This window comes from Myxococcus virescens (assembly GCF_900101905.1).
In the GTDB taxonomy this organism is placed as follows: Bacteria; Myxococcota; Myxococcia; order Myxococcales; family Myxococcaceae; genus Myxococcus; species Myxococcus virescens.
Genome location: NZ_FNAJ01000012.1, coordinates 80,716 through 97,473, shown reverse-complemented (window position 1 = coordinate 97,473; position 16,758 = coordinate 80,716). Strand labels below are relative to the sequence as shown.

17 protein-coding genes are annotated in these 16,758 nt (G+C 70.2%); 9 read left to right on the top strand and 8 right to left on the bottom strand.

Features of this window, described 5'->3' with window-relative positions; translation table 11 throughout:
* Positions 1-63: 63 nt before the first annotated feature.
* Positions 64-405, bottom strand: a complete 342-nt coding sequence (locus tag BLU09_RS27890; protein ID WP_090492802.1) for a Rieske (2Fe-2S) protein — start codon at positions 403-405, stop codon at positions 64-66.
* A gap of 124 nt (positions 406-529) precedes the next feature.
* Here BLU09_RS27890 and BLU09_RS27885 point away from each other — a divergent pair, with 124 nt between their 5' ends.
* From BLU09_RS27885 to BLU09_RS27860, 6 genes are all read left to right on the top strand, one after another.
* Positions 530-955: a hypothetical protein gene (locus BLU09_RS27885; RefSeq protein ID WP_090492801.1), complete on the top strand. Its 426-nt coding sequence runs from the start codon at positions 530-532 to the stop codon at positions 953-955.
* A gap of 77 nt (positions 956-1,032) precedes the next feature.
* Entirely contained in the window at positions 1,033-2,391 is a 1,359-nt protein-coding gene (locus BLU09_RS27880; RefSeq protein WP_090492800.1) for a zinc-regulated TonB-dependent outer membrane receptor, read from the top strand.
* A gap of 18 nt (positions 2,392-2,409) precedes the next feature.
* A complete protein-coding gene (locus tag BLU09_RS27875) occupies positions 2,410-3,339 on the top strand; it encodes a metal ABC transporter substrate-binding protein (RefSeq protein WP_090492799.1) in 930 nt (309 codons plus the stop codon).
* Between the two features lie 3 nt (positions 3,340-3,342).
* The gene (locus BLU09_RS27870; protein ID WP_090492797.1) at positions 3,343-4,191 is read left to right on the top strand and encodes a hypothetical protein; all 849 of its coding nucleotides are present in this window, start codon (positions 3,343-3,345) and stop codon (positions 4,189-4,191) included.
* Positions 4,178-4,990 (top strand): metal ABC transporter ATP-binding protein, encoded by an 813-nt coding sequence (locus BLU09_RS27865; RefSeq protein ID WP_090492794.1) that lies wholly within the window; start codon positions 4,178-4,180, stop codon positions 4,988-4,990. The genes BLU09_RS27870 and BLU09_RS27865 overlap by 14 nt, the downstream gene beginning before the upstream one ends.
* Positions 4,971-5,843: a metal ABC transporter permease gene (locus tag BLU09_RS27860; protein WP_090492788.1), complete on the top strand. Its 873-nt coding sequence runs from the start codon at positions 4,971-4,973 to the stop codon at positions 5,841-5,843. The genes BLU09_RS27865 and BLU09_RS27860 overlap by 20 nt, the downstream gene beginning before the upstream one ends.
* A 3-nt stretch (positions 5,844-5,846) precedes the next feature.
* On the opposite strand, the gene BLU09_RS27855 is transcribed toward BLU09_RS27860, so the two are convergent.
* From BLU09_RS27855 to BLU09_RS27830, 6 genes are all read right to left on the bottom strand, one after another.
* On the bottom strand, positions 5,847-6,398 hold the full coding sequence (locus BLU09_RS27855; protein WP_090492787.1) for an isochorismatase family protein: 552 nt from the start codon (positions 6,396-6,398) through the stop codon (positions 5,847-5,849).
* Between the two features lie 205 nt (positions 6,399-6,603).
* Positions 6,604-8,337, bottom strand: a complete 1,734-nt coding sequence (locus tag BLU09_RS27850) for a hypothetical protein (protein WP_090492786.1) — start codon at positions 8,335-8,337, stop codon at positions 6,604-6,606.
* Positions 8,338-8,347: 10 nt separating this feature from the next.
* Complete coding sequence (locus tag BLU09_RS27845; protein WP_090492785.1) at positions 8,348-8,950, bottom strand: hypothetical protein; 603 nt, start codon at positions 8,948-8,950, stop codon at positions 8,348-8,350.
* A 15-nt stretch (positions 8,951-8,965) separates the two neighbouring features.
* Entirely contained in the window at positions 8,966-9,349 is a 384-nt protein-coding gene (locus tag BLU09_RS27840) for a hypothetical protein (protein ID WP_090492784.1), read from the bottom strand.
* A gap of 84 nt (positions 9,350-9,433) precedes the next feature.
* Positions 9,434-9,934 carry a hypothetical protein gene (locus BLU09_RS27835; RefSeq protein WP_090492782.1) on the bottom strand — a complete coding sequence of 167 codons (501 nt, stop codon included), beginning with the start codon at positions 9,932-9,934 and terminating at the stop codon, positions 9,434-9,436.
* Positions 9,935-10,208: 274 nt separating this feature from the next.
* A complete protein-coding gene (locus tag BLU09_RS27830; RefSeq protein ID WP_090492780.1) occupies positions 10,209-10,643 on the bottom strand; it encodes a hypothetical protein in 435 nt (144 codons plus the stop codon).
* Between the two features lie 337 nt (positions 10,644-10,980).
* On the opposite strand from BLU09_RS27830, the gene BLU09_RS27825 reads away from it, so the two are divergent.
* The 3 genes from BLU09_RS27825 (at position 10,981) to BLU09_RS27815 (ending at position 15,300) form a co-directional block, all read left to right on the top strand.
* Positions 10,981-12,453, top strand: coding sequence for a hypothetical protein (locus BLU09_RS27825; RefSeq protein ID WP_090492779.1), 1,473 nt, complete (start codon positions 10,981-10,983; stop codon positions 12,451-12,453).
* A 57-nt stretch (positions 12,454-12,510) separates the two neighbouring features.
* Positions 12,511-13,665: a lytic polysaccharide monooxygenase gene (locus tag BLU09_RS27820; protein ID WP_090492777.1), complete on the top strand. Its 1,155-nt coding sequence runs from the start codon at positions 12,511-12,513 to the stop codon at positions 13,663-13,665.
* A gap of 138 nt (positions 13,666-13,803) precedes the next feature.
* Positions 13,804-15,300: a hypothetical protein gene (locus tag BLU09_RS27815; RefSeq protein WP_090492775.1), complete on the top strand. Its 1,497-nt coding sequence runs from the start codon at positions 13,804-13,806 to the stop codon at positions 15,298-15,300.
* 151 nt (positions 15,301-15,451) lie between these two features.
* Here BLU09_RS27815 and BLU09_RS27810 read toward each other — a convergent pair whose 3' ends face one another.
* Positions 15,452-16,741 carry a hypothetical protein gene (locus BLU09_RS27810; protein WP_244172075.1) on the bottom strand — a complete coding sequence of 430 codons (1,290 nt, stop codon included), beginning with the start codon at positions 16,739-16,741 and terminating at the stop codon, positions 15,452-15,454.
* Between the last annotated feature and the right edge of the window lie 17 nt (positions 16,742-16,758).

Genomic DNA, 16,758 nt, shown 5'->3' with positions numbered 1-16,758 from the left:
GGGGGCTTTGCGGCGGGCTCGGGACGAAGTCACAGTGGAATCGCTCCTGGAAGGGGCCGGCACTCAGGGGGCGTGGACCCTACCTGATGCGGACACGAGGATGTGCTGTCCCTGCACACGCACCGCATAGGTGCGGACCTGCACCCCCGGATGTCGCGGGCACTGCCCCGTCCGGACGTCGAACGGCCAGGTGTGCAATGGACAATGCACCACGTATCCCACCAGGTCCCCCTCGGACAGGGGCCCGGCCCGGTGGGGGCATGCGTCCGCCACCGCATGGAGCTCCCCATTCACGCGGAAGAGGGCCACCGCGACACCGTCCACCTGCACCACCGCGCGGCCCCGCGCGTCGAGCGCGTCCAGCGTCGCCACTGGAATGAATCCTCCGTCCAGCTGTCCGTTCATCCTGATGTTCCCCAACGCCCGGCCGGGGCCGACACATCCCCACCCGGACGAAACAGAGCGTGATACCGTCCCTTGACACCCGCCGTGCCGCGTCATTAGAGCACCCGGGCAACCGTCCCTTCCGATGAATCAGCGAGCCCACACCTTCGCCCGCTGCACCGCGACGCTGCTCGTCGCGCTGTGGCTGTGTCAGCCGCTGAGCGCGCTGATGCACGCGAGGGACGAGCACGCGCACCGGTTCTGTCCACAGCATCAGACGTTCGAGGAGACGGCGCTCGGCACGGGCGCGCGGCTGTCCCGGCTCGCCTTCGAGCAGAGTCCGCAGCTGTCCGCCCTGCCCGAAGCCGTCACGGACTCGGCCGCCCTCCCCCACGAGGAATGTCCGCTGGTGACGTCTGGCTCCCGCCCGGAGCTCCTGACGCCCTACCGGACGACACTGGTGCTGACGCTGCTCGCCGTGAGCCGTCCGGCCACCGCGCCGCCTCGCGTCCAGGCCCCCCTCTCCATCCTCGATACCGCCCCCAAGGCCTCGCCTCCCGCGCACGCGTGACGTGCGTCGTCCGAGGTCTTTCAGGTCATTGGTGGGCGTGACCGCTTCGCGGGCGCCCTGTTCGAGGAGCGTTCCAGGTGGCAACCCGTTCGCGCCGTGCTCACGGCGCTCTCATCGTCGTTTCACTCACGCCCTTGCTGTTCGCCAGCGGCGCCAGCGCCCAGGACGCCTCCGCGCCTCCGGCGGACGCCCCCGTGCAGGAGCCGCGGGAAGACGCCGCGCCCGCCCTCACACCCGAGGAGTTGGAGGAGATTGAGAAGGCGCTTGGCAGCGATGCCGCGTCCGCGCAGCAGAACGCGCCCACCGGTACCGCGGCGCCGCCGGCCTCCATTCCTGGCGGGGGCTCCGCGCTCTCCATCCCCGGGGTGAACAATCCCAACACGGGCGCGAACTTCCTGGACCTGAGCTTCATCCTGGACGTGGCCGCCGCGGCCTTCACGGACAAGGAGCCCCTGCAGAGCGGCGCGCACGACCCCACGCGCAACGGCTTCAACCTGCAGCAGTTGGAGCTGTCCATCGGCTCGGTGGTGGACCCCTACTTCCGGTTCGACGCCAACATCGTCTTCAGCCAGTTCGGCGTGGAAATCGAAGAGGCCTACGGCACCACGCTGGCGCTGCCCTACAACCTCCAGGTGCGCGCCGGTCAGTTCCTCACGCGCTTCGGCCGCATCAACCCCACGCACCCGCATTCGTGGGACTTCGTGGACCAGCCCTTCGCCGTGGGCCGCATCTTCGGAGGCGAAAGCAACCGCGGACTGGGCGCCGAGGTGTCCTGGCTGGCTCCCCTGCCCTGGTACGTGGAGGTGATTGGCAGCACCACCGACGCCACCGGCGAGGCCACCGCGCGCAGCTTCCTGGGCGCCACCAGCGAACGGGTGCGGTCTCCGTTCGACTTGCAGCTCACCGGCGCGGTGAAGCAGTTCTTCCCGCTGTCGGATGACCTGTCCCTCATGTGGGGCTTGTCCACCGCCACCGGTCCCAATCCCACCGGCTACCGCAACCGCACGGACGTCTTCGGCACGGACCTGTACCTGCGCTACCGGCCCATCACCCAGGCCCACAACACCACGCTCATCACGCTCCAGGCGGAGGCCTTCTACCGCCGCCGCCAGGTGCCCGGGGACGTGCTGACGGACTTCAACACCTACGCGCAGGCCGCGTGGCGCTTCTCGCCGCGGTGGGCCACCGCGCTGCGCTACGAGCTGGGAACGGCGGCGCGAGGCGAAGACGGAGCGCGCGTCACCGACCCGTTGGACCCGGACTGGACGGAGTCACGCAACCGCGTGTCCGCCAACGTCACCTTCTGGCCCACCGAGTTCTCCCGGCTGCGCCTCCAGGGCGCCAGGGACCATGCCGGGTGGCGGGATGAGCCCGGCTATTCCCTGATGCTCGCGCTCGAGCTGGTGACCGGCGCCCACGGCGCCCACGCGTTCTAAACCCCTTTCGAAGGAGCCATGACCATGCGTCTCTCCCGTCTGTTCGCGGCCGTGTGCGCCGCCTTCACCCTCTTCGTCGCGTCCCCCGCTCGCGCGGACCTCAACGTCGTCACCACCCTGCCGGACCTGGCCGCGTTGACGAAGGCCGTGGGCGGCGACCACGTCAAAGTGCAGGCCCTGGCGCTGTCCAGCCAGGACCCGCACTTCGTGGATGCCAAGCCGAACCTCGCCCTGGCGCTCAACCGCGCGGACCTGCTCATCGCGGTGGGCCTGGACCTGGAAGTCGGCTGGCTGCCCACGCTCCAGGTGGGCGCGCGCAACCCGAAAATCCTCGTGGGCAACCCGGGCTACCTGGTGGCCTCGCAGTTCGTGAAGCTGCTGGAGGTCCCCACGGCGCAGGTGGACCGGGGCCAGGGCGACGTCCACCCGGGCGGCAACCCGCACTTCTTCTATGACCCGCGCCAGGCGCTGTCCGTGGCGCGCGCCATCACCGACCGGCTGGCGCAGTTGGATCCGAAGAACGCGCAGGCCTACCGCGACAACCTCGCCACCTTCACCACCGAGTTGGAGAAGTCGCGCGCGGACTGGGAGAAGCGGCTGGCGGCGCTGCGTGGCCAGCCCGTCATCGCCTACCACCGGACCATGGCGTACCTGGCGGACTGGCTGGGCTTCGACACCATCGCCTACCTGGAGCCCAAGCCCGGCATCCCGCCCAACCCGTCGCACGTCGCGAGCGTCCTGGCCCAGGGCCGTCAGCGAAAGGCGCGCATGGTGCTGATGGAGAGCTACTACCCGGACACCACCGCGCGGCTGGTGGCCTCGAAGATTCCCGCGCCGCTCGTCACCCTGCACGGCGGCACGGACTTCAAGGCGAAGGAGACGTACCTCCAGCACATCAACGAAATGGTCGAGCGCCTGGAGAAGGGGCTCGCTGGCAAGGGGACCTGAGCCATGCGGACCCGTCTCCTCCTTTCCCTGCTCTTCCTGTCCGGCTGCGCGCTGGAGCCCGGAGAGAGCTTCGCGGTGCTGGAGCCCGCCGTCCGCGCGGACTACACGCCGGTGGCCGGGCGCGACGCAGGCAACGGCTTCCAGCGGCTCGCCTCCGACTTCGAGCTTCGCCTGGACGGCGCCGCGCTGGGCGTGGACCACATCGACCTGGTGGGCGGCGGCGGCACCCGCGGCCCCACAACCTTCGACCCCGCCAACCCGCCGCCGGGCTACACCAACTGCCACAACGGCCACTGCCACCACGACGATGGCTCGCTGGTGGACTACGAGGACATCCAGGCGGAGCTGGATGGCGGTGGCGGCGGCGCGGAGGCCACGGTGGCCAGCCTGCACGTGGACGCGGACCTGGACCTGCTGGCGGACCAGACGCTGTCGCCCGGCTGTGAGCCGTCCTGCGAGCTGGGCCGAACCCACGTCAGCCGCTACCAGTGGGACGTGTCGTCGGTAAACCTGGAAGGCGCGGTACGCGACAGCCGCGCCACGCCCCGCTTCAACGATGAGCGCCGCTTCCGGCTCGCGTTGGCGGCGGCGGAGGAGGCCACGCCGCTGATGGTGCTGCGCGGCACGGTGGACATCCCCGCGGACCGCGAGAACAAGCCGCGCGTGAAGCTCGCCCTGCGCCTGGCGCTGGCGCCCACGCTGTTCGACTCGCTGGACTGGGCGGCCACCACGCCGGGTCCTGACGGCGTGGTGGACCTGAACGCCCCCGAGAACGCCGCCATCCGGACCGCGATGGTGGAAGCACTGGCGGCCTTGGAGCCCCAGGCGGAGGTCCGACGTGAAGACCGTTGAGCCCACGGACGGCGCGCACGCGGTGCCCGCCACCTTCGCGCCGGGTGACGCGTTGCTCACCTGCGAGAAGCTCGTCATCGGTTACGACGGCAAGGCCATCCTGCCGCCCATCGACCTGACCATTCGCCGCGGCCAGTTCGTGGCGGTGGTGGGCCGCAACGGCTCCGGCAAGAGTACCTGGTTCCGAACGCTGCTGGGCATGCAGCCGCCGGTGTCGGGCACCATCTCCCGCGCCTCCGCTCAGGTGCGCAGTGCCTATGTGCCGCAGACGTCCGCCATCGACTCGCTGCTGCCACTGCGCGCGGGCGAGCTGACGGCGTGGGGGCGCCTGCGCGGCTGGAGCTTCCTGTGGCCCTTCGCCCGGAAGGCGGACCGGCAGGCCGTGCAGAGCGCGCTGGAGACGGCCGGCGCGAAGGCCTTCGCCTCGCGGCCCTACCGCGAGCTGTCCGAGGGCCAGAAGCAGCGCACGCTGCTGGCGCGGCTGGTGGCCACCGAGGCGGACCTGGTGCTCCTGGACGAGCCCACCGCCGCCATGGACGCCGTCGCCGAGCACGAAACGATGCAGCGACTGTGCACGCTGTCGCGTGAGCGGGGCCTGGGCGTGGTGGTGGTGTGCCACGACCTGGAGGTCGCCGCCGAGCACGCGGACGTGCTCGTCTTCGTGGACCGCGAGACGTCCGCCTTCGTCATGGGCGATGCCCGCACCGTCTTCTGTCACCCCGCCTTCCGCCGCCAGTACGGCGACGAGTACTGCCAACGCGCGCCCCTGGGACCTCACCGTGGAAACGACGCTCGCTGAACCGTCCAAGTGGGAGCAGTTCCACCTGGCGTTCGATTTGTTCAGGGACCCGCTGCTGTGCGCGCTCATCGCGGGCGGCGTGCTGGGCTTCCTGAGCGTGTATGTGGTGCTGCGGCGCATGGTGTTCGTCAGCGCCGCGGTGGCCCAATCCGCGGGCCTGGGCGTGGCGCTGGCCTTCTACGCGGCCATCCACCTGGGCACGCACGTGGAGCCCGTGCTGGGGGCCACCACCCTGGCGCTGTTGGCCACCCTGTTGCTGATGACGGAGCCAGCGAAGCTGCGCCTCACACGGGAGAGCCTGCTGGGCCTGGCGTATGCGCTGGCGGGCGGCGCCGCGGTGCTCGTGGGAGACCGCATCGCGCAAGAGGCGCACGACATCCAGGGCATCCTCTTCGGCACGGCGGTGCTGGTGACGCCCGAGCAGCTCTACACGGTGGCCATCGCTGGCGGTGGCGTCATGTTCATCCACCTGTGGTGGTACCGGGGCATCACCTTCGCCAGCTTCGACCGGACGGGAGCGCTGGTGCAGGGGCTGCCGGTGCGCCTGCTGGACGGCGTGCTGATGGTCAGCATCGGCGTCATGGTGGGCGTGTGCGCCCGGGCGCTGGGCGCGCTGCCGGTGTTCGCCTTCTCCACGCTGTCCGCCATCGCCGCGCTGATGTTGGAGCTGCGGCTACCGTGGACCTTCTTCGTCGCCACGCTCTTCGGCGCCATCGCGGGCGTGGGTGGCTATCTTTTCGCGTTCTTCTACGACTTCCCCGTGGGCGGCTCGCAGACGGTGTTCGCCGCGGCCATGGTGGCCGTGGCGACCGTCCTCCGGATGCTCGTCCACGCGGTACAGAAGGCGCGCTGAGGGTCAGCGGACCGCTGCGGAGACCTGCTTGAACTCGGGCGTGCCGGCGCGCCCGAGCAGGTCGAACAGCGCGGCCTCCACCGTGACGACGTGCGCGCCCGCGTCACGGCACAACTGGAGGCCCACCTGCCGGTCCTCCTGCGCGCGGGACAGCACGGCGTCCGTGAGCAGGAACGGGGACAGGCCGCGTTCGGCCAGGTCGCGCACCGTCTGGAAGACGCAGATGTGCGTCTCCATGCCCGCCACCAGCACCTGCGTGCGCCCGCCGAGCGAGGCCAGCACGTCTGGCACGGCGGCGCTGAACTCCAGCTTCTCCACCGCCTTGACGTCCTTCAGCACCCGCATCCGCAGCAGCGAATGCGTGGGCCCCAGGCCCTGGGGGTACTGCTCGGTGAGGAGGATGGGGAGCCCCAGCGCGCGAGCGCCCTCGATGGCGGCGGTGGTGCGGCTGAGCATCCGGTCCAGCGCGTCCCGGTCCATGGCGGCGCACAGTCGCTCCTGGATGTCCACGACGAGCAACGCGGCCTGGTCCTGCTTGAGGCGGAAGGTGGGCATGCCCCCTCCTCGCGCGAACGGCGAGGCTCCGTCAAGCGGCGGGAGCCGCCAGCGCGGCCGGTGGACGCCCGCACGGCGAGGACTTCCAGCGGGTGACAGTCAACCCGCGACGCGCGGGCAATGAGCCCCGAAGGTGGGGCGCACGTTTGATGGGCGCCTGATGGACCGTGAACAGGCGGCAGCCCCCGTGCCACTCGGGCACCGCTCAGCAGGACACCGTCCCCTGCGCCGCGAGGGCCGGGGCCCCGGTCTCCCGCAGGGCGAGGAGCTCCGGCGGGCGCACGAGCCGCAGCAGGCGCCCCCGCCCGGCGATGAAGGCCCGAGCGCGGCGAAGCTCCGGCTGATGCGGGTCCGCGTCACGCCAGCAGTCGAGGAACGCGGCGAAGTCCTCCACCGCGCTGCTCCAAGCGCCGAGCGCCACCTGGGACTCCGCGGACAGCAGTCGCAAGTGCCCGCACCCAGGCCGCTCCGCCACCAGCGTCTTCGCCAGCCCCACCGCCTTGTCCTCGCGCTCCGTGCGCAGACGCAACCGGACCAGCGCCTCGCGCGCGGGCCGGGAGAAGGCCGCGGGCCCTGCTGCCCGAAGCCGCCGCTCCAGCCGCCACGCACGCGTCAGCGTGGCCTCGGCGCGGCCCACCTCGCCCCTGCGGGCCTCCAGTGCGCCACGCAGCTCATGAGCGGCCACCTCCACCACCCGCGCCACATCTCGTGGACACAGGGACAGGTCCTCCGAGCGGCGAGCCTCCGCCAGGAGCGCATGTTGCGCATCCAGTGAATTGCATACCCGCTCCACCTCGCCCAGCCGCGCGGCCTCGAGCAGGCTGAGTCCTCTCGTGTACTGACGAATCCCGTCCCGCAGCGCCCGCTCCGCCGGGCTGGCCGTATCAGACAGCTCCATGGGCACGTCCGCCGCCGCACGCCAGAAGCCGAAGCGCAGGTGCGCGGACACCATCGTGGCGGCGGCGAACAGCAGCGCCTGATCGTCGCCGCCAGCCCCTTCCACCCGCTGCCGCAGGCGACGGGCCCACGCCTGGGACTCGCCGTACTGGCCCGCTTCGGCGCAGCCCTGGCTGAGCAGCCGCATGGCCGCCTCGGCACTCGGCGCGTCGGCGGTGCGCAGTCCTTCCTCGGACAGGTACGCATCGTCCGCGGCCACCGTGGCCTCCAGCACGCGCCGGGCCTCCGCCACCAGCCCGACCCGCTGAAGCAGGCGCCCCGCGGAGAGCAGCGCGGGGCTGGCACGAGGCGCCAGCGTCACCAGGCGGTGAGCACTGTCACGGGCAGCCTCGGGCCGGCCGCTGTTCAGCATGGCCTGCACCCATGCATGGTGGACGCCCGCGTGGTCCGGGTGTGAGCGCAGCAGCTCGCGCAGCAGGGCCTGCGCATACGGCTGCCCCTGCCCGGGCCTGCCATCCGGCTCGTAGCCGTCCAGGAGAAAGCCCGCGAGCAGCAGCCGCGCGTCGCCGTCCTCGGGATAGCGGTCGATGAGGCACTCCATGTCACGCACGAAGGCGTGGCGCCCATGGGCCGGCCCCTTCTCCGCCAGCAGACTGCCCGCGACGATGTAGCGCTGCTCGCGGTCCGTCGTGCCCTCGCTCAGGGCCAGCGCACGGCCCATGGCCTCCGCGCGGGCGGCGGCGAAGCGGGCACCGGAGCCTCGCGTGAGGGCGAGCCCCCACCAGGCCATGGCCAGCGACGAATCCTCGCGCGTGGCCTGCGCGAAGGCGCGGCGGGCTTCCCCGCCCCACCCCAGGTGCAACAGCCGCAGGCCCTGGTCGAACCACGCCTGGGCCTGGGGCCTGGCGGTGGTGACGCCCAGATGTGCGTTACCCAGTCCCTCGCGCAGGAGCGGCGTGGGGAGCGCGTCATCCGCGACATCCTCCCACGGCGCGCGGGCATGGACGGAAGGTTCATCGGCTCGGAGCAGTCGCGCCAACATGATGGCCTCCTCAAGCCCCGGCGACCGGGGCGGTGCAGACATTGAATCCAGAATCCAGGGAACGAACGCGGGAGGCGAAGCGCCGCCACGCCAAGGCCAGTCCGTCCGCCGCGACAGGCGCCGCTTTGCGGCGTGCCCCGAAGCACTCACGGCGCCAGGACGGCCCCATCTCGGAGGAAATCCAATCCTCGTGCTCGGCCAGCCACCCCGCCAGCGAGGCGAGCCCCGCGCGCAGCGCCCGCCGCTCGTGCCCCGTGGTCGGCGAGCGCGCCGGACCCAGCTCCTCCGCGCGAAACGGCAGACGGCCCGGCACCTCCTCCAGCAGGACGGGCGCGAAGCCCGCCCGAGGGACGAAGATGGCTTCGCCGCACTCACACAGCGCGCCGAAGCCCCACAGCGTCAGGCGCCCACCATCCGGAAGGCCCACCGTGTAGGGACTCTGCCCCTCCGCGCCTTCGGGGCGCGCGTGACGCACGAGCCCTCGTCGAACGAGGAGGTTCCCCTCCGGGCAGAGGACATCCCGCCCGAGGCACCACATGGAGACGTCGAACAGCCGGTCTCCATCGCGTCGCAGCTCACAGGGAAGCACGGTGGACATGGCATGGCCGGACATGGGCGCGCGCTCCTCTCAGCTCGCGGACTTCTTCGCCGTGGCGCCGCGGCGCACGGGGCTGGCGCCGAAGAGCGCGGGCGCGTCCACCGGGCTTCCGCCCTGCTTGCCCAGCACCGCGTTGACGGCGCGCACCAGCTTCCCGCGCACGCTGGCCGTCAGTGGCAGGTCTCCCAGCGCGGCCTGGAGCTGCTGGGCGCTGACGCCCCGGCCACTCTTCGGCTTGCCGATGGACAGCGACTCGTAGCTCTTTCCCTGCGCGTCCTTGTCACGGCGACGGGCGCTCCGCTTCTTCAGGAGGGTGCGGCCCTCGGAGCCGTAGGACTCGAGCTGGCGCGACAGGCGGAGGAGCTTCTCGGAGGGGATGTTCTTGTCCGTCAGGAACTGCTGGAAGGAACCCATGGTCTTCTCTCTTCGGGGAACGAGGGGCCGGCACGGGTGGAGCACCGGCCCCCGGGTGAACGGGCCAGGGGCCCGGGGACAACGTCAGTGCTCGTGGCCGTGGTCGCCGTGCGACTCCTCGATGAGGACGCCGACAGTCGCCGCGGACGTGGGGCCGAAGGTCAGGTAGTGCGTGCCCACCGTGAGCGGCACGACGTGGCGGCCCTTGATGTCGGTGCAACCCTTGGAGCTGCTGGTGCTCTCCTCGATTTCCACCACCTCACCGCTGGCGGTGGTGATGGAAAGGGGCACGTCCGCGTTGGTGTAGATGACGTAGTCGGCGGCCTCGTTCGCGGCGAAGGCCACCATGCCCTGATTCCCATCCGAGCCGTTCATCAGGGTGATGTCGTAGCGGCGGTGGTCAGCGCGAATCTCGGGGGGCGGGTTGTTGGTCCCCATGTTGGCGATGACGGCGGTGGCGGGCCCCTCCTGGAGGTGCTCGCACGCCTCGGCGTCGACGCCCTCTTCTTCGGGATGGTCGTCGCCGCAGCCGGCGGAGACGAGCGCGGTGGACAGCAGGAACGCGGCAAGGAGCTTCTTCGTCATGGTGCGACTCCACGGGATTGGACTGCGGGTGTGCCACGCCCGCGCGCCAGCAACGGACACCGCCAGGACATGGAGGGGCCGCCACGGGTGCGTGGGAATGGAAGGGGCGTGCGCGGAGCACGAAACACGGGCGCCGTGAGACAACTCAGCCAGCGTGGGCGCAAAGCCGCAATGACTCACAGTCCGCACGGAGCGGACGGAGTCTGTCTGGCTTTAGCGGACGGGCCACCTCACACGGCGCGACAGGCCGCCTGAGCGAGCAAACTCCCGGGCCTCACGCGCGCGGCGGAGACGCCTTGGGAGCCAGGTGCAGACGGGCGACGGGCTCCGCGTGGAAGCGGAACACCGCCAGCGCGGGCTCGGAGCGAGCGGGCGCGACCAGGAGGGACGGCGTGTCCTGCTGCGGAGGCGGAGCCTCCCGCCGGAAGAAGGCGTGGACACAGTGGGCGTCGGAGCCGTGGGAGTCCGCCTTCGCGCTCTTGGAGGCGAGCCGCACATCGTCGAAGGACGCCTCGACGTGACCGGCGCCGTGGGAGGCACCGGCCTCCACGTGCATCACCTCACCATGCTCCAGGCACGTGGCGTGCTGGACCAGGGCGAAGTGCATCACGCTCCCCATGTACGCCAGCACGCACACGAGCGCGAACGGCAGCGCCAGACGGCGCGACCGGACGGAACTCACGGGCTGGTGAAAGGTGGAGCGACTCACGTCAGGGCATTCCCGGTCGAACGGCGTCTACGGTTGTAAGCCAGACAGGCCGTTCGCGCAAGTCAGACTGTCTCACGCAACACGCACCAGGAAACAGCACCTCCGGCGAACGAACAACAGCAACCCAGAAACAAAAGCAACCAAGACCCCTTTCCAGCGCCGCTTCCCGGGTATGCCCCGGAGCGGCCGGTCCCAGGCCCGGCGGGCGACAAAACGCCACCGGGGGAGTGTCCTGCTCCGACGGAAGGCACCAGGCCCGTGGACCGGTGGACCCGTCCAGGCGTAGGGTGCGCGCCGCCCGGAAGACGCCCGGGCGTAACATCGAGGTCACGACTTCGTGCAAGAGTTCATCGACGCGCTCCGGAGCCAGGCACGCCACATCGCGCCCGACCTGGCGCGAATCGCCTACCAGCGGGGCCTCGCCGTCACGCGACCGGACGGGACCACCCACCCCATCCCCATCACCGCCACGCCCGTGGTGCTGGACGCCGCGGAGATTCGCCGCCGCTCGGAGCTGTCCGCCCGCCTGTCCTCCGCCACGGTGAAGATGGCGCAGGCGCAGCTCCAGGGCGCGGACGCGGAGGCCCTGCTGGGCGCCCTCTCCCCTCTCGAGCGCGTGCTCGCCGAGCGCACCTGGCGCCAGTCCACCCGGCTGGCCACCACGCGAGTGGACTACTTCGTCGCGGGCGGCACGCCGTGGGCGTTGGAGGTCAACGCCACCATCCCCGCCATGCAGGGGTACTCCGACATCGCGGCCCGCACCTTCATCGAGGTGGTCGGCCGCTACTTCCGCTATCCGGAGAAGTCCCTGCACGCCCTGCTGTCGCTCAACGGCAGCAACGCGCTGGCGTTGTACCGGGCGCTGCTGGACGGCTACGCGGCCGAGCGCAACGGCCGGATGCCAGACACGGTGGCCCTGCTGTGCCGCCGCAACGACGCCCAAATCACGGAGCTGCGCTGGCTGTGCGAACGCTTCCGCGAGTTCGGCGCGGACGCGGACCTGGTCCATCCGGACGAGGTGTCCGGTGATGACGCCTTCGTGGCCCACGGCAAGAAGTACGACCTGGTGTACCGGCACCTCTTCGTCCGGCGCCTGGAGGAGTCCCCCTCCCCCTGGGTCGAGGACTTCCTGGGCACCGTGCCCGGCAAGAAGGCGGTGTTCCTCAATCCCCCCGCCTCGCAGGTGGAGGTGAAGCTGACCTTCGCCCGCCTGTCGCAGGCCCTGGCCGAGCCCGCACTGGCCGAAGCCGCGCGACTCACGGGCGAGGAGCTGGAGGCGGTGCGTGCGTCCGTGCCGTGGACGCGAACGTTCCAGCCCGGCCCGACGCAGGGCCCCGACGGCGAACGCGTGGAGGACCTGGTGGCCCTGGTCGCCGCGACGCCGGCGCGCTTCGTGCTGAAGCGGGCCTGGGACTATGGCGGCCGAGCCGTCTTCCTGGGCCGCTCCGCGGGCACCGTCCCCTACACGGAGCGGGTGCAGGCGGCCTATGGCGCGCCGATGACGTGGGCGGAGCTGTGCGCGCGCACGGCGGAGGACACGGCCGGCGGAGGCTTCGTGGTGCAGGAGGTGGTGGACTCGCCGCCCGAGGAGCACCTGCTCTGCGAGCCCAACGGCACCGTGCTGCCCACGTCCTTCTTCGTGGACTACTCCGCCTATGCCTCCGTGGGCCTGGCGCGGCAGCCCGCGTGGGGCGGTGTGTGCCGCGGGTCCATGTCGGAAATCGTCAACATCGTCGGCGGGGGCGGCGTGTTGCCCCTCATCACCTCGGAAGTCGCCTCCAAGCTCCTGATGGCGTGGAAGGCCTTCTAGGCCGTTGACCCGATTTCAGGGGCCGCGCCCTCCCTCCTGACACCACAGGAGGAAGGGATGACCTCAGCAGTGCAGCGGTGTCTCGGCGCGTCGCTCGCCGTTGTCTCCATGTTGTGCGCCAGCGTGGCCCTGGCGCACGGCTCCATGGAAGTACCCCTCAGCCGCGTCTACAGCTGCTTCAAGGAAGGGCCGGAGACGCCGAAGTCCGACGCGTGCAAGGCGCTCATCCAGGCCGGTGGCACGCAGGCGCTCTACGACTGGAATGGCGTGCGGCAGGGCAACGCCAACGACAGGCACCGCGACATCATTCCAGACGGCAAGCTCTGCAGCGCCGCGAATGAAAGCCACCGGGGCCTGGACCTCGCGCGCACGGACTGGCCCTCCACGCTCATCACTCCGGACACCCAGGGCCGCTTCGAGTTCGTCTTCCACGCGACCGCCGTGCACGCCACCGGCTACTTCCGCCTCTACGTCACGCGCGAGGGCTACAACCCGGCGCTCCCGCTCAAGTGGTCGGACCTGGAAGCGAATCCCTTCTGCTCCATCACCCACGTCTCCGCCCAGAACAACCGCTACCGGCTCAACTGCCCCTTCCCTCAAGGGAAGACGGGCGCGCATGTCATCTACGGCATCTGGCAGCGCTCGGACAGCCCGGAGGCCTTCTACGCCTGCACCGACGTGAAGTTCAGCAACACCCCGCCGCCGCCCTCGTCGTGGAAGGAGCTGGGCCAGGTGCAGGCGCGTGAAGACCTGCCCGCGGGGAGCTCGGTGACGCTGCGCGTGTTCGACGCGCAAGGCGCTGACGCCGAATCCCATGTGCATCCCCTGGCCACGGCCACGCCGGCGGCCCAGTGGATTCATGCGCTGGCGCAGCGGGTGAACGGCGCGTCCAGCCGCGTCCAGGTCGGCGTGCTCGACGCAGCGGGCCGCGTGAATCCCGTGCAGGACGCGCTGGGCAACCGCGTCTATGCACGTGAGACGGGCTACACCTTCCAGGTCGACATCATGAAGCCGCCGCCCGGTGGCGGTGGCGAGCCTGTCTACCCGTCTGGGATTGAGGGCTATGCCGCGGGCACCGTGGTGCGGGGTACCGACGGACTGCGCTATCGCTGCAAGCCCTTCCCCTACTCCGGCTGGTGCAAGGGCTCCGCGCTGCATTACGCGCCGGGCACGGGCTTGAACTGGCAGGACGCGTGGGAGCGCATTCCCTGAAGCTACCGGGTGACGCGACGCATCCAGTTTCGGAGTGAAGGCACCGGGAGGTCACAACGCCTGACGCAACATGCTCGCGTCACGGCCGACAATCCCGGTGCCTCCGACATTCATGTCGTTCCCGAGAAAGGTGTGTGTATGTCCCCCCGAATCGACCGGCGCGCTCCCTCGAAGCTCGGCTCGAATCTCCAGAAGGACGCGGAGCCGACCCAGGCCCGTACGCCCACGGCGACGACGTCCTCAGTCAAATACCAGACGCAGCGCAACGCGGATGCCTTCCAGGGTGCCGCTCCGCGTGGACGCGCGCAGGTTGCCTTCGGAAACACCGTGGCGGCCCTCAACACGAACGCGGTGACGGCCCAGGCACTGACGCCCGAGCAGGAGGCGTCTGCGGAGCAGGCGCAGGTGGACGCCACCAACCGGCAGGACCCGTCGTATCTCACGAACTGGCTGAAGGCCCATCCCGACCCGGCGCAGCAAGCGGCCTTCATGGATCGCTTCTTCCAACGATACGGGCCCGCGGCGGGACAGCTGCTCGACAAGGCCAGCGAAGAGGAATTGCCGGTGCTCTCGGCCGCCCTCGACGCGGCCTACCGGTCGGGCGCCGTCACGCTCGACGAACTGACGGCGGCCGTCGGTTCCCATGGCGCGGGCTCCTTAAGCGGTGAGACGCACGAGACGCTGGCGAAGATCATCGCCGGCACGGGCAACCCGGAGCTCATCACCGCCTACGCGCAGCGCGAGCTGGAAATCATGACGGCCAGCAACTCGGCGGACCCGGCGCGCGCCGTGGCCATCGCCACGGCCCTGGCGGGCCTGCCGCCGGACAAGCTTCAGGAGTTCCTGAAGAACAACCCGGACGCCCTGGGCCACGTCCTCAAGAACATCAACGACCCCATCATCGGCGGCGGCACGGAGGCGCTTGGAAAGCTGCTGGACGCGGCCAGCGCCATCCAGCCCGCCACGCCGGAGTCCATCAAGCTGTTCATGGACAGCATCGGGCACCTGGGAGACAACCCCGAATCCCGCGCGGCGGCGGCGCGCTTCTTCACGCAGCACGCGGACGCGATTCTCGCCGCGGCGAGCGACGCCTCGGGCTCCATTGGAAGCGCGGGCGCGGGCAAGCTGTCCGAGTTCTTCACCCGGACGCTCTTCACCGAGCCGTCCTTCGAGGGCCAGGAGGCGTTCCACTCGTTCATCACCTCGAAGCTGGGTGACATGCAGGCGCAGTTGGAGGCGGAGGCACACGCCAATCCGCCGTCGCAGGATGCGCAGCGCCTGGCACGGTCCATGGGCAGCCTCGTTGGCGCCATCGAGGGAGGCTTCCTCCTCTCCGTCGAGGAGCTGAACAAGCGCAACGAGGCCGTCGAGGGAATGGCCGGGCTGATCTTCAAGCTCAAGGACTTGCTCCCCACCTCGAGCATCCCGGGGCTCGGCCAGCTGCAGAACCTCACCATCGACCAGATCCAGAACTGGGTGACGGAGGCGCTCAAGAAGAATCCGGATGATCCGCAGGACGCCATTCCATTCCACCAGCTCTTCGGGGAGAGCATCTCCAACCCCGCCCTCCGCAGCGTGTACGACTCCGCCCGGCTGACGTCGCTGGAGAACCGCGAGCTCGGCCTGAACAACTGAGCCCGCGCGCAGGGCTCGGGCCGGCGTGCATGCGCCGGCCCTTTCTTCTGGGAACGCCGCCTCGCACGCGGTGATGCACCTCAAGGCACGCGGACCCTCAGCAGCAGTCCGCGTGGTGGCCGGCCAGCGAAGCGGCCTCTCCCTCAACGACTCAGTGCTGGCGCGTGAGCGGAATGGCGGGCACGTCCTTCACCTGCGCCTGGTGCGTCACCCGCGTGCCCAGGATGAAGTGCGGTTCGAGGGGATCGAACGTCTCCTGGCCCGAGTAGACAACGAAGAACTTGCCACCCCCGTAGGCGACATCCGGCAGGTACTCCTGTGGCTGGTCCCCGGAGGAGATAGGGAAGCCCGAGGGGTCCCACACGTCCCCGTTCTCGCCCCACCGTGCCCCCCAGACGGCGTGCGGACCGTCGCGCCTGTCGTCCCAGACGACCAGGGACTTGTCGTTGTGGTGGGCAAGACGCGGCTCGGCCTGCGCGCCCTCTGCGGTGGAGATGGGGATGCCGTCGGGGTCCTTCACCAAACCCGTCTTGCTCACACGCGCGCCGAAGATGTCCGGGTTCCCATTCCGGTCATCGGTCCAGACCACCTGGTAGTTCTTGTGCGTCCACTCCACGTCAGGCGTCGTCTGGGCGCCCTCCGCCTGGGAGATGGGGAAGCCATCACCGTCGAGGATGGTGCCGTCCTCCTTCACCCTGTTGCCGTAGATGTCCGCGTTCTCCGGGCCCTCGCCGTGTTCGTCAGACCAGACGACCAGGAACTCCTTCGTCTTGTTGTTCCAGGTCGGCGACGCGTCATTCGCGAAGGTGTCGGAGGCGCTGAGCGACTCGTCAGCCGTATCGAGGACGACGCCATCCTTCGTCACCCGCGTGAAGAAGATGTTCGAGAAGTCACCGGAGACGGTGTACGTCACCAGGCAGATTTTCGGGGAGCAGGCGACTCGCGCCGGACCGACGGTTTCGCCCGATTGTTTGACGTTGAATACCGGGCCCACCACGGTGCCGTCCGGCTTCACGCGCACAGCGTCGATACCATCCACGCTCTCCCAGACGACGAAGAAGTGCGTCCCGTTGAAACCGATGCCGGGCCGGAATCCTTCGACGTCTCCGATGTTGATGCGAATGTCCGTCGGGTCGAGCACGGTGCCGTCGGGCTTCACCCGGGTGCCGAAGATGCCGCCGGTCCGCACGTCGGTCCAGACCGTGAGGAACTTGCCCCCACCGTACGCAACCGCTGGCCAGAAGCGCGCCAACGGGGCGGGATGGACGTAGCCCCCGCTCTCCTCGAGCCCGGTCTCGGCGCTCATTGGCGCCTCTGCCTCCGCCTCCGCCGTCGCGTCCTCCACGCCGCCCAGCTCTTCTTGTTCCGGCGCCACCCCGCAGCCGACCAGCATGGACCCGAACACCAGCCCGGCAATGCCGGCCTTCACTTCCCGCCTCATGTGCAGCCTCCCCTTCG